At 39.0% G+C, this 13,333-nt stretch carries 9 protein-coding genes; 5 read left to right on the forward strand and 4 right to left on the reverse strand.

Features of this window, described 5'->3' with window-relative positions:
- The first annotated feature begins 437 nt into the window (after window positions 1–437).
- Window positions 438–1,178 carry a hypothetical protein gene (locus tag ACOB80_RS14975; RefSeq protein WP_473166661.1) on the forward strand — a complete coding sequence of 247 codons (741 nt, stop codon included), beginning with the start codon at window positions 438–440 and terminating at the stop codon, window positions 1,176–1,178.
- Window positions 1,179–1,295: 117 nt separating this feature from the next.
- On the opposite strand, the gene ACOB80_RS14980 is transcribed toward ACOB80_RS14975, so the two are convergent.
- Window positions 1,296–2,555: a DUF5610 domain-containing protein gene (locus ACOB80_RS14980; RefSeq protein ID WP_473166662.1), complete on the reverse strand. Its 1,260-nt coding sequence runs from the start codon at window positions 2,553–2,555 to the stop codon at window positions 1,296–1,298.
- A gap of 201 nt (window positions 2,556–2,756) precedes the next feature.
- Here ACOB80_RS14980 and trmA point away from each other — a divergent pair, with 201 nt between their 5' ends.
- On the forward strand, window positions 2,757–3,863 hold the full coding sequence (gene trmA / locus ACOB80_RS14985; RefSeq protein ID WP_473166663.1) for a tRNA (uridine(54)-C5)-methyltransferase TrmA: 1,107 nt from the start codon (window positions 2,757–2,759) through the stop codon (window positions 3,861–3,863).
- 28 nt (window positions 3,864–3,891) lie between these two features.
- On the opposite strand, the gene fabR is transcribed toward trmA, so the two are convergent.
- Entirely contained in the window at window positions 3,892–4,515 is a 624-nt protein-coding gene (gene fabR / locus ACOB80_RS14990) for an HTH-type transcriptional repressor FabR (protein ID WP_473166664.1), read from the reverse strand.
- A 210-nt stretch (window positions 4,516–4,725) separates the two neighbouring features.
- Between fabR and ACOB80_RS14995 the strand changes: the two genes are divergently transcribed.
- Together ACOB80_RS14995 and sthA are read left to right on the forward strand one after the other, a co-directional pair.
- A complete protein-coding gene (locus ACOB80_RS14995) occupies window positions 4,726–5,865 on the forward strand; it encodes an acyl-CoA desaturase (protein WP_473166665.1) in 1,140 nt (379 codons plus the stop codon).
- A 110-nt stretch (window positions 5,866–5,975) separates the two neighbouring features.
- Window positions 5,976–7,406 (forward strand): Si-specific NAD(P)(+) transhydrogenase, encoded by a 1,431-nt coding sequence (gene sthA, locus ACOB80_RS15000; protein ID WP_473166666.1) that lies wholly within the window; start codon window positions 5,976–5,978, stop codon window positions 7,404–7,406.
- 61 nt (window positions 7,407–7,467) lie between these two features.
- Here sthA and ACOB80_RS15005 read toward each other — a convergent pair whose 3' ends face one another.
- The gene (locus ACOB80_RS15005; protein WP_473166667.1) at window positions 7,468–7,896 is read right to left on the reverse strand and encodes a hypothetical protein; all 429 of its coding nucleotides are present in this window, start codon (window positions 7,894–7,896) and stop codon (window positions 7,468–7,470) included.
- Between the two features lie 185 nt (window positions 7,897–8,081).
- Window positions 8,082–9,149 (reverse strand): uroporphyrinogen decarboxylase, encoded by a 1,068-nt coding sequence (gene hemE, locus ACOB80_RS15010; RefSeq protein WP_473166668.1) that lies wholly within the window; start codon window positions 9,147–9,149, stop codon window positions 8,082–8,084.
- Between the two features lie 478 nt (window positions 9,150–9,627).
- Between hemE and ACOB80_RS15015 the strand changes: the two genes are divergently transcribed.
- On the forward strand, window positions 9,628–13,317 hold the full coding sequence (locus ACOB80_RS15015) for a thrombospondin type 3 repeat-containing protein (RefSeq protein ID WP_473166669.1): 3,690 nt from the start codon (window positions 9,628–9,630) through the stop codon (window positions 13,315–13,317).
- Window positions 13,318–13,333 lie beyond the last annotated feature (16 nt).

The following is a 13,333-nucleotide window of genomic DNA, read 5'->3' on the forward strand; positions in this document are numbered from 1 at the left end:
ATCACATTCGTGTTGCCCGTGTGCTCTACCGTTGAGAGCGGATGCGCATTTTACGCATCTCAGTTTTGATGTCAACACTTTTTTTTATTTAATTTTAAATAATTTTTTGTGTTGGATGTTTTTGCTACAAACCTAGTAAAAACACTTCATCTCACTGACTTCTAGGTTGTCCCTGAGAAGTGGATGCGCATTGTAGAGAACTTCTGAAAAGACGCAACCCTTTTTTTCAAAAAAATGTTTGTTTGACTACATTTTGAACTTAACGCTCAAAATAGACACTAAACTACTAGATAAATAGCGGTAATCAGTTATTTTCATGTATAAATGATCAGGAGATTATTTAATCTGATTACTCTATATTAAGTTGTTACCTATAAAAATAATAATGACTAGATAGCTATATAAGGTGCTATTTAGATTTAGTAAGAGAACAAATAATGAATAGATTAATTGTTTCGTTGCTACTTTGCGGTATGTGCACCGGTGTTATGGCGAAGGATTTCGCAAGAGATAAACAAGAAAGGTTAGTCACCAATCTACTAAACCAACAAGTTAAACAACAAATAGCATTAGACAAAAGTGTTAGTTCACTTTTAACAAGATACCCAGAAAAAGTCGACATCATTGTTAGTGCTGCTATAAAAGCTTACCCTAACAAATATAAAGACATCATGATTGGTGCTATGCATGCAGAACCAGTATTAGCATGTGAAGTATTAACAAGTATGTTAGACGCCAATGCTGCTAATGTTGATGAGCTACTAGAAATAGCAATAAAGACTGAGCCAGCTTATGCGCAAGAGCTTATAAAAGTTGCCGCAGAGTACAATCCAAGTGAACTGCAAGATATAGTGCGAGTTGCCATAGTCACAGATCCTTTAGATAAAGATAAAATAGTGAGTAATACCCTTTCTAGTTTCCCAGACGAAATCATCGCTATATTAAAAGGTGCTGTAGAAGCTATGCCGGATCAAATTACCGCCTTTATAGATAGTGCTTTAGATTTCTTTCCCGATGAAAAAGAAGAAGTAGTTACTAAAGCGATTGAAAGTCTAGATAAAAGCCATGCTGATCAAATTGTCGCATCTGCCATTGCCTCAGGAATGAAAGAAGAAGATGCCATACGAGCTGCAGTAGCAGGGGGCGTTAAGAAAGAACAATTGGCAAAAATTGATTAAATAATAAAAGGCCAGTAATGTTTTTATATTGCTGGCCTTATAAAGTGGCCAGCTATATATAGATATAATAGTAAAGCCACCTACCTCAAAGATATTAACCCGTCCAACGAATTTTTATTATTCTTTATTTTCGCTATTACTACTTTCAACTTCATCAGTGGGCGTCGAAAGTTCGGTTGCCTTGTCTAAAATAGCTTCTCCACCATCAGTTGAAATCAGCTCAGCTAACTGATGAAAGACATCTGCACTAGATGCCTGCGGTTCAAAAATTTCATTAAACATAGCATCCATTAAACTAACAAACTGACCAGAGCTTAAATTAAATTCCTGATCGACCTGTTCTTTAAGGCTCTTTAAGTTATTCATGAAATCTTCGAGTCGCTTAATTTCTTCTTTAGCCATTGCTAATGGCGAATCGCCTAAATCAGCCACTTTCTGATAACTTTGCGTCGCAATAGTCTGAGTTTGTGTTAGCTCAAGTGACATAGAGCTGATTTGGTTAAAATCAATATTCAACCCTTGTACCTTGCTAAACGCCTGCTCGATATCATTAGAAAAGAAAGAGTCTTGCACTTCAGCGACTTGTTCTAAGAGATCACCGATTGCATTACGTTCTTCATCTGATAGTTCACCTTGCACACTAATGGAAAATTCTCGGCTTTGCGCACCGCTAAACGCAAAACCAGCATTTGCTTGGCCTTGACTCGGCCCATTACTATATGAAAAGCCTGCGCCATACTCTTGCGATTGACCAAAATAAATACTTACCTTATCGCCATCATTAGTTACTAGCTCGATTGAACTAGATTCACTATAAGATTTATAAGCGCCTATTCCAAACTGAGAAACTTGCAGCGACTCATTGTCTTTTTGCGGATTAAACATGTCATCATACAAGTCGTCGACTTTAGTGATAACTTGCTCTCTACTCGCAGCGATATTGCCCGATAGCTCATCATTTAGCAGTGATAAACTTTCTAATTCATCCAACGCTTCATCTATACCTTGATTAATCCCTTGCTTTGCTTGCGAAAACATTTCTTTAATATAGTCATCACTTTCGCCACGCTCTTTAGCTGCATTTATACCGTTACTGACAAAATCAAAGATGGTTGAAACAACGGCTTCAACATCAAACCCTTGTTCATTATTATTGGGAGCTATTTCCGCGCTACTACTTTGCAGAAAAGAAGAAGCATTTTGCACCGATTTAACGACAACATCTTGGGCAATCTTGCCGCTATTAGAAAATGAAACAATATCGTTGGCGCGCTGCTCAATACCAGAAGCTCTGTTTCGGTCTTTTACTTCAGGTTGATGAAATTTCATCGCTTTATTTAGCATATTCGCTAAGTTGCTATTAGTGATTTTATCCATACCCAAGCCTTACTGACGGTTTAACTGCACAAGTTATCGGCAAATAGCTCGCTTTCTTGAGCAATTTCGGTAGTACAAATTGACATAAAAATCGAAACGTTAATGCTAAAATACTAGACAAAATGCAGGATAAAGCTAAAATCTGCGCGTTTTAATAGTTACTCTGTGTAATCTACCATTTGAAAATTAAAGGGCCCTTCAATGTTTAGTCATATTGATCCGAAAAACTACCAAGCTCAACTTGATGAAAAGCATCAAGATATGACTGAACTGTTCGCAGAGTTCGATTTGCCTGCTTTTGAAATCTACGAATCAGAGCCAATCAATTACCGACAACGAGCTGAATTTCGCGTGTGGCATGATGGCGATGATTTGTATTACATCATGTTCGATCAAGCGACGAAACAAAAGTTTCGTGTGGATTATTTTCCGGTAGCAAGCACACTTATCAATGAGCTTATGACGGCGTTACTCGATAACATCCGCAACCACGAGCTATTGCGTAGAAAGCTGTTCCAAGTTGACTTTTTAACAACGTTAAGCGGCGAAGCAGTGATTAGTATGCTGTATCACAAGCCTCTGACAGATGAATGGCAACAAGCATGTGAAGAATTAAAACAAACCATGTCATCTATCTGTCCGATCAACTTTATCGGCCGCGCTCGCAAACAAAAAATAGTTGTCGATCAAGACTACGTAAATGAAGTACTGACAGTAGATGGTAAACAATTTACTTACGAACAAATAGAAAATAGCTTTACCCAACCTAATGGTAAGGTGAATGAAAAAATGTTGCTTTGGGCTAAACAAGCAACAAGCCCGCTTGCTAATGAAACAAAAACCGACTTAGTAGAACTCTATTGCGGGAACGGTAACTTTAGTATTGCTTTAGCTGAAAATTTTAGTCGAGTTTTAGGTACAGAAATTTCAAAAACGTCAGTAAACTCAGCTCAACGTAACATAGCGAGTAATAATTTAGACAATGTAAAAATTGTGCGTATGTCGAGTGAAGAATTTAGCCTGGCGATGATGGGACAAAAGTCTTTTAGGCGCTTAGGCGATTTAGATTTAACCACCTATGATTACGAAACTGTACTAGTAGATCCACCTCGTGCGGGGTTAGACGATGACAGTGTTGAACTTGTTTCTCGATTCAACACTATTATTTATATTTCATGTAACCCAGAGACTTTAGCCGATAACTTAAAAACTTTAGTTAAAACGCACAATGTCGAAAAAGCCGCGCTTTTTGACCAATTCCCTTACACCCACCACGTTGAAACAGGTGTTATTCTTACAAGGAAGTAAACATCGCTAATAAATAGTGCCAAGGTAGCTAATCTTGGCTATTCTCCACGCGGTTTGCTAACTCCAAAGCACCGCGTGCAATAAACCGCAATTGATGAATAGTTCGAATAGCCAACTGCTCACGTTCTTTTCTATCGGCATCTAATGCATCAGAGCCCGCACTAAATACGATAGTCACCGCAGCATTTGCTTGTAAGTAAGCAACTTCAGCTTCTAATTTGTTCGCTTGTTGCAAGTAATCACACAATTCCAAGGTGAAGTAGCTAATTTCACGATTTACTGCAGCACGAAAAGCTGCCGATGTACCTGAACGCTCTCGAAGTAATAGCCTAAAGATATTGCCATTATTCTCAATAAACTCCATAAAGGTCAGCACCGAAATCTTGATTACGGAGCCGCCTTTTTCAATGCGTTGTCGTGCTTGTCGCATCAACTGTCTTAACGTTAGTCCAGCTTCATCAACCAAGGTCAGGCCTAGCTCATCCATATCACCAAAATGGCGATAAAAGGATGTGGGAGCAAGACCCGCTTCTTTTGCGACTTCTCGCAAACTTAAACTAGAAAAACTGCGTTCAGCGCTCAATTGCCCTAAAGCAGCATCAATAAGTTGACGACGCGTCTTTTCTTTTTGTTGGGCTCGAATACCACTCATTTGCTTTTAACCAATCACGCATTTATTAACTTTATAATACTCAAACTCCTCTAGCAGGGTAAACCACAAATTTTCAAATAGTTACACATGTACTCTTAATCTATATCAAGAATTTAATAATGAATTAATAAAACTCTTCTTGACTAGACTGGTAGGACAACTAAAATAGCGTACACGTGTTCACTCAAATTCAATTACCTGAGAAAATTAATGAACAAACCCAAAATAATCTGGCTAAATGTTGCAGTTTTCGTCATCACATTCTTAGTTGCTGCTGTCGCTGTACCTTATCGTGCCTTTACACATGGATTTGAATTAAGCGAAATTTTAATGGCGATTGCCTGTTTTTGTTATTGCGGTATGTCAATTACTGCCGGTTACCACCGTTTATGGTCGCATAAAACATATCAAGCCCATGGCGTTATTCGATTCATTTACGCGTTAGGCGGTGCGTTTGCTCTTCAAAATAGTATTTTGCACTGGTCATCAGATCATCGTATTCACCATAAGCATGTTGATAATAATGATGTAGATCCATATTCAGCTAAACGAGGTTTTTGGTATTCACACATTGGCTGGATGCTTAGAGAATACCAAGCCCACAGATACAACAACTATGAAAACGTAAGGGACTTACAAAAAGACCCAATTGTTATGTGGCAACATAAGCACTACTTACTATTAACCTTAGCGATGAATTTTGGTGTGCCTTTACTATTTGGTATTTTAAATGGCGATATAATCAGTAGTTTGTTGTTAGTTGGCTTTTTAAGATTAGTATTAAGCCACCATACCACCTTTTTCATTAACTCACTTGCGCACATTTGGGGTAAGCAAACTTACACAGAGAAAAACACCGCGAGAGACAATGGGTTTTTAGCTTTCCTTACCTTTGGTGAGGGCTATCATAACTTCCACCACATCTTTGAAAACGATTATCGTAATGGCATAAAGTGGTATCACTTTGATCCGACAAAATGGATGATCAAAACGTTTTCACTCATTGGCTTAGCGAGCAAGCTAAGAAAAAGCCCTGAAGATAAAATCGAAAAAGCGCGATTAGCTATGGTATTAAAAGAAAAACAAGAAAAGCTAGCTAAACACCCAAACGCGGAAGATTTGTTAGTAAGGTTACAAGGCGAATATGATGCTCTCGTGGTCCGTATTAACGATTACTATGCAATTAAAAAGCAATTGCTTGTCGCTAAGAGGGAGCAACTAAAAGCTGATGTTGAAAGCTCTGAGCTATTGCAAAAGTACAATGAGTTAAAGTTTAATTTGAACCAGCAAAAAAGAGCATGGCAATATTTTATTGAGAACGTCGCTGTTCCTGCTGCTAAAAAAGCATAAATTACAGAAAAAGATACATTTATAGCAAGTTATAGTAATTTACCCTATTCTTAATTACTGATAGAATTTTTATTCATAAAATGCGGTAATTAAGAATAAGGGCAACTCGCTTGAGCAAATCAAACTCTTCCAAAAAAGCACCTGCTAAACAATACGATTTCGACGCAATCATCATAGGTACAGGCCCTGGCGGCGAAGGTACATCGATGGAGTTATCAAAGAAAAACAAACGCGTTGCGATTGTTGAAAGGTATAAAGATGTTGGTGGTGGCTGTACACATTGGGGAACTATTCCTTCAAAAGCCTTAAGACAAAGCGTTAGCCGTTTAATTGAGTACAACTCAAACCCACTTTTTAGAAAGCATGAAAAAGCGAAACACTTAACCTTTTCTGATATTTTAAAGCACGCAGAGGCGGTAATTCGCAAGCAAGTACAATTGCGTAGTGGCTTTTACGACAGAAACCGCGTCCAGCATATCGTTGGCGAAGCATCATTTATTGACAAAAATACACTGCAAATTGTTAAGCCTGATGGTTCTATTGAAAAAATTACTGCTGAGCAAATTGTTATTGCAACAGGCTCTCACCCATACCGTCCAGCAGAAATAGATTTCAGTCACCCTAGAGTTTATGACTCAGACACTATTTTGTCACTTGCTCACGACCCTCGTTCTATCATCATTTACGGTGCAGGTGTAATAGGAAGTGAGTACGCTTCTATTTTTAGAGGCTTAGGTGTAAAAGTTGACTTAATTAACACGCGAGATCGCTTACTTTCATTCCTTGACGACGAAATTTCTGATTCATTAAGTTATCACTTATGGAATAGTGGCGTAGTTATTCGCCATGGTGAACAAATCGAACGTGTTGAAGCAACAGACGATTCGGTAATAGTGCATTTAGAGTCTGGTAAAAAAATGAAAGCTGACTGCCTATTGTGGGCTAACGGTAGAACAGGTAATACAGCAGATTTAAATTTAGAGAACGCAGAATTAAAAGCTGATGGCAGAGGCCAATTACAAGTAAACGATCAATACCAAACAGCGATAGACAATATTTACGCTGTTGGCGATGTTATAGGTTATCCAAGCCTAGCAAGTGCTGCCTATGACCAAGGTAGACTTGCAGCAACAGCGATGTTAGACCACAGAAGTACAGCAAAGCTTATTCGTGATATTCCTACAGGCATCTACACGATCCCAGAGATTAGCTCGGTAGGAAGAACTGAGCAAGAGCTTACCGCTGCTAAAATTCCTTACGAGGTTGGTCGCTCGCAGTTTAAACACTTAGCTCGAGCTCAAATTTCAAATAGCTTAGTGGGGTCGTTAAAGATTCTTTTCCACAGAGAAACGAAAGAAATCTTAGGTATTCATTGCTTTGGTGAAAACGCAGCAGAAATTATTCATATCGGCCAAGCAATAATGCAGCAGAAAGGTGAAGGTAATACCATTGAGTATTTTGTCAATACAACTTTCAATTACCCTACAATGGCAGAAGCCTTCAGGGTGGCGGCGTTGAATGGTTTAAATAGGTTGTTTTAACCACATAATTACGCTTAAGCAAAGTCTCACCAGAAAGCGACTTTGCTTAAGCTAAGTTATTTTATTTATCAGCGTGCTCTTTTGTTTCACCTGATTTCACTAATTCTATCTTAGTGATTTTAAACGGAGTTCCCCACTGCTTCGTTGTTATCATGTCCTTAATAGGTTTGCCAGATACCTCAACAATAGCGCCATGTTGTTGATACTTAGTCTCAAGGTTTAAAGGCAACCATTTATCGCCTTTATCAGTGATAATTCCATAAAAACCACCTTCAAAATCGAACCGTTCAACTCTTGCTCTGCGCATTGACACTTCAAGCTCAATTGGCTTTGTGATTTTTTCGATCTTCACCTTTGTTTCTTCTTTCATTTGCTCTTGTGTTACCGTTTGTTCACTCTCTTTAGGCGTCGTCTCTTGTCCTTTTGTATCTGTTTGCTGGCAGGCAGTTAATGCAACAATAGCAGTAAGTGATAATAATTTTCGTACCATGGTACTCGAAGTCCTATTCAAAAATTTTGTTTCTTTCATTTCGTTAAATTAATAACGAGACCTTATTTACTTAGTCTAATTTGAGAGTGAAAGCAGTGCAATGAGTGGCACTATAAAAACCTCTCACAAAAAAAGGAGCTTGCGCTCCTTTTAAACTCAATAACTTTTATCTCAGATTAGACAGCTTACTTGTGGTAAGGCTTACTTAAGCGATGTACCGCTTCAATGAAGTGTCCAGCATGCTCTGGGTTTACGTCAGGGTGAATACCGTGGCCCAAGTTAAATACATGCCCAGTATTAGATTCACCAAAACCTTTTAAGATAGTGGCTACTTCATCTTCAATGCGCTCTTTCGGCGCATAAAGCATTGATGGATCCATATTACCTTGCAAGGCAACTTTATCGCCAACACGTGCTTTTGCATCTTGAATATTAATAGTCCAGTCTAGACCAACAGCATCACAGCCAGTTGCAGCGATAGACTCTAACCACATGCCACCATTTTTAGTGAACAAAGTAACAGGCACTTTTCTACCGTCATTTTCACGCGTTAGCCCGTCAACGATCTTCGCCATATACTGTAAAGAAAAGTCTTTGTAGTCGCGCGGAGATAACACCCCACCCCAAGTATCAAATACCATCACAGATTGCGCACCTGCTGCAATTTGTGCATTTAAATAGCTAATGACTGAATCAGCCAATTTATCTAACAGTAAATGCAATGTTTGCGGCTCGGCATACATCATCTTCTTAATTTTAGTGAACGCTTTCGAACTGCCACCTTCAACCATATAAGTAGCAAGAGTCCAAGGACTACCAGAAAAGCCAATAAGTGGCACGTTTCCGTCTAAGGCTTTGCGAATTGAACGCACTGCATTCATTACATATTGAAGCTCGCCCTCTGGATCAGGGTGACCAATTTTATCTACATCAGCTTTACAAGTAATAGGGCGTTCAAACTTAGGGCCTTCACCAGTTTCAAAATACAGACCTAATCCCATCGCGTCAGGAATAGTTAAAATGTCACTAAACAAGATTGCTGCGTCTAAAGGAAAGCGTCTTAATGGCTGAAGCGTTACTTCTGTTGCTAACTCAGTATTACGACACAACGCCATAAAGTCGCCAGCGTCTTTACGCGTTTCTTTATATTCTGGTAAATAACGACCTGCTTGGCGCATCATCCATACTGGCGTGTAATCAACAGGCTCTTTTAACAAAGCGCGTAAATAAGTGTCATTTTTAAGTTCAGTCATTAAAACAATTCCCCGTAAATAAGTGCGCGCATTTTACCAGCAAGAATTTGATTGATCTATGCTCTGCGTCAAATTGTCTAAGAAAGATCATTTTTTTTTACACTTGACCAAAAAGTTAACAATCACGGTAAAGCTATTAAATTAAAGGACTTGGCTAAATGTGCTATTTATTACGAAAAAAGTCGTGGTATAAATGCTCTAATAAAGTTGTTGCACCCCAAAAATGCCTTTGCTATAAATTGTCCCGCGCTAACGGAAAACAATAATAATAATAACCAAAACATAACTAATAAGAAGCTAGTATAACTAGACCATACAGCGAGCATTTCAGGCCTTACTTCGGTAAGGCTTTTTTATTTGTATTCAATCATTTATTTTTGTATACGATTATAAATATGGTAAATTCGCCTTCCATTACGGCTAGTACCACTTGTTCTTGCATCACTTATTAACTCTTATATGGATTTAGGAAACCGCGATGTCCCTTGCTTCTATATCTAAAAAAACCTTGCTTGCAGTAGCAATATCTCAATTTATCCTTGCATGTGGAGGCGGTGGTGATTCCAGCAGTAGCACAAAATCCTCTCCTCCTCCGCCCCCTGTCTATCAAATAGAAGGTGGTGCTGTTAAAGGACCGATTAGTCAAGCGAGTGTTAACCTTTATCAAATTGATAAGCAACAAGAACTTGGGCAAGGCACTTTAGTAGGCTCAGGCACAGTAAATGAAAATACGCAAATTACCGATCTACAAGTGGTTGGAGATCTAAAAGACTATTACCTGCTTGAAATTGTAACTTCCGAAGACTCTATCGACATTACGACAGAGAAAGCGCCAATCTTGAATAGATTACGCACTATAATTAGTAAAGCAGAAATACAGCAAGGAAACATTAAGTTTGCATCCGTTTTAACCACATTAGCAACCACAATAGCTATTGAGAAAACCAAAGAAGACCAGCCTCTTGATGAGGCAATGTTAGATGCAAATCAGGCAATATTAAGTCATTTTGGTTGGAGTCTGCCTCAAGATCTCAATATATTTGAAACTTCCGCATTACTTAATAATAGCATTGTCAGCGAGGCCGACTATAACCACGTATTTTTCGTTCGTGCAATAAATGAATTATTAGCATCAAAACTATACTCTTTAGTAAATCAGGCAGATCAGTCAATCACAACTATTGATATAGTGCTACAAGATCTCGCAGTAGATATGCTAGATGGCAATATAGATGCTTTTGACAAAAATGATGAGCCTATTAGTTCATATGCTCCGGCGTCACTTAGTGAATTAGCAATTAACTTAACTGATACGCCATTAGCCAACAGAAATGAGTTATTACTTTCGGCAGAATCAGTTAAAAACATGCTATCAAGTGAAGTTACTAAAACGGGTAACCCAGACCTTGATGTCAGTGACTTCATAAGTTATAGCTACGTTATTCCTGTTTCCAATTTTGTCTTAACTAATGATGTCAACAACGATGGTATTGCGAATCACTTAGACGATGATATCGACGGTGACTCAGTCAATAACGCTGAAGATGCCTTCCCTCTTGATAGCAGTGAATGGATTGATACCGACCAAGATGGAACAGGAAATAATGCCGACACAGATGATGACAACGACGGTGTCATTGATGAAGAAGATGCCTTTCCATTAGATGCGACTGAATGGCTTGATACCGACCAAGATGGTATTGGTAACAATGCCGATACCGATGATGACAATGATGGCTACATCGATAATGAAGACGCATTTCCACTCGACCCAGCTGAATGGTTAGATACTGACCAAGACGGAATAGGTAACAATGCCGATACCGATGATGATAATGATGGCTACAATGATGAGCAAGATGCTTTTCCGTTAGATGCATCAGAATGGGTTGATACAGATCAAGATGGTATCGGAAACAACGCAGATACCGATGACGATAATGACGGTTATATTGATGCACAAGATGCTTTTCCGTTAGATGCATCAGAATGGGTTGATACCGATCAAGACGGAACAGGTAACAATGCCGATACCGATGACGATAATGACGGTTATCCTGATGCACAAGATGCTTTTCCATTAGATGCTTTGGAGTGGTTTGACACTGACCAAGATGGTATAGGTAACAATGCCGATACCGATGACGACAATGATGGCTATCTTGATGCACAGGATGTGTTCCCCTTGGATGCTTCAGAATGGCTCGACAGTGACCAAGATGGAACAGGAAATAATGCCGACACAGATGATGACAACGACGGTTTCATTGATGAAGAAGATGCTTTTCCGTTAGATGCATCAGAATGGGTTGATACAGACCAAGATGGTATCGGAAACAACGCAGATACCGACGATGACAATGATGGCGTAACTGATGAAGAGGATACCTTTCCTCTAGATTCTAATGAATGGCTAGATTCAGATGAAGATGGTGTAGGTAACAACGCGGATCCAGATGATGATAATGATGGTGTCGCCGATACTGCCGATGCATTTCCATTAGACCCAACCGAAGCTTACGATAATGATAACGATGGCATTGGTAATAACGCTGACACTGACGACGATAATGACGGTGTTGAGGATGAGTCAGATGTGTTTCCATTTGACGGTTTTGAATGGCAAGATAGTGACGGAGATTTGGTCGGCGATAACGCGGATCCAGATGATGATAACGATAGCTTTCTTGATACCGAAGACGCATTTCCTCTGGACCCAACTGAATACAGTGACCTTGACGAAGACGGCCAAGGAGACAATAAAGATGCAGACGATGATAATGATGGTGTTTTAGACACAGAAGATAATATTTCATTAGGTAAAACTCAACCAAACTACTCACCCGAAGAAACGATAAACATTCGTGTTCGAGGCAATGGAAAAGACCAGGCAATACTTAAAAATATCGATGGTTGGCATGCTCAATTTTACATTTATGACAAAGCCTACCCAGATCGTTATTTAGACCATAATGGAATTTATAACGGTAGCTTTGACGAGAAAAGCGGCATGTGGCAGATAGCACTAGAAGCACCAACTTATGCCGGAGAATTCTTTATACGTGCATCTGTATATTGTGCAACGCTAAGTAACCAATGCGACAATCAAATCTCACTATATGATTCATGGCTACAGCAACGAGATTTTAGGGTAATTTGCGATAATCCTGAAGGGTGCCCTTACATTGAAGATCCTGAGCCAGGGATCAATGTCACTGAAGTTGAACGTGAAGAGAGTGCTGATTTATACGATGTATTTAAAGCATCTAATAATAACCTTTATGTTTCGTTTAGGAATTTTAGTAATAGTGGGGCTTCACGAATCATTCAGCTTTCGACTGATAACGGACAAACGTGGCAACAACACTCTACATTAGCATCCAATTATTTCGGTGAAAGCACATTTTTCGAGGACGCAAACAATGATCTATATTTCGTCATACAATGTGACGGTAATGCTTTGTGTGTTCTTAAGGAAGATGAGCAAAATAGTTGGCTGCAATTGTCAAAGATCTCTATGCCAGCAACAACGCTATCCTGCGATAATTGCGGATACCCTGAGGTAAATGTAAGAGGTTTTATCCAAAACAACTCTGGACAGTATATGATTTCTTTTTCAAAAGCGCGTGATAACAAGTCAGGTATTATCGACGATGATGATATTTTCTTAGTAACGTCAAACGATCTGCTCACTTGGAGCACTCCCATCCAGATTACGTCTGAGTTTGGTACTAAAAGTCATCACAACTTAATTGAAACAGATCAAGGCGGCTACTTATTAGTATATGGGTCATATGATTACCACCCTGATTCGGATCCTATCGGCCAGAATGCTATCGTTGCAATGCACTCTCCAGACGGTATCACTTGGAGCCAGATTCAAATCTTAAAATCAAATCGCTATATTTACGAAGAAATTAAGTTAATAAACAATAATGGTATCCAATTGCTTTTCTCCGACAGCACGAGTGATTCCAGTTACAGCGCTACATGGCTTGAAGGTTCGTTGCAATTTTCGACTCCAAGCAAAATTAGAGCAAACGATGCTTTCACTCCTATCTTTGTACACGATAATGAGCAGTTTTATCACTTATTCTATTCAAAGAACCTTAATAATAGACGTGATATATTTATGGAAACTATAGAAGTGCCTTATGCGATTGAGTAACAGCATCTAGTGTCAG

It is taken from the genome of Thalassotalea coralli (assembly GCF_055786205.1).

Bases quoted from the DNA above. Each gene is read 5' to 3' on its own strand.
- ACOB80_RS14975 (WP_473166661.1), top strand. From the start codon at position 438: ATGAATAGATTAATTGTTTCGTTGCTACTTTGCGGTATGTGCACCGGT.
- ACOB80_RS14980 (WP_473166662.1), bottom strand. From the start codon at position 2,555: ATGGATAAAATCACTAATAGCAACTTAGCGAATATGCTAAATAAAGCG.
- trmA (WP_473166663.1), top strand. From the start codon at position 2,757: ATGTTTAGTCATATTGATCCGAAAAACTACCAAGCTCAACTTGATGAA.
- fabR (WP_473166664.1), bottom strand. From the start codon at position 4,515: ATGAGTGGTATTCGAGCCCAACAAAAAGAAAAGACGCGTCGTCAACTT.
- ACOB80_RS14995 (WP_473166665.1), top strand. From the start codon at position 4,726: ATGAACAAACCCAAAATAATCTGGCTAAATGTTGCAGTTTTCGTCATC.
- ACOB80_RS15005 (WP_473166667.1), bottom strand. From the start codon at position 7,896: ATGGTACGAAAATTATTATCACTTACTGCTATTGTTGCATTAACTGCC.
- hemE (WP_473166668.1), bottom strand. From the start codon at position 9,149: ATGACTGAACTTAAAAATGACACTTATTTACGCGCTTTGTTAAAAGAG.
- ACOB80_RS15015 (WP_473166669.1), top strand. From the start codon at position 9,628: ATGTCCCTTGCTTCTATATCTAAAAAAACCTTGCTTGCAGTAGCAATA.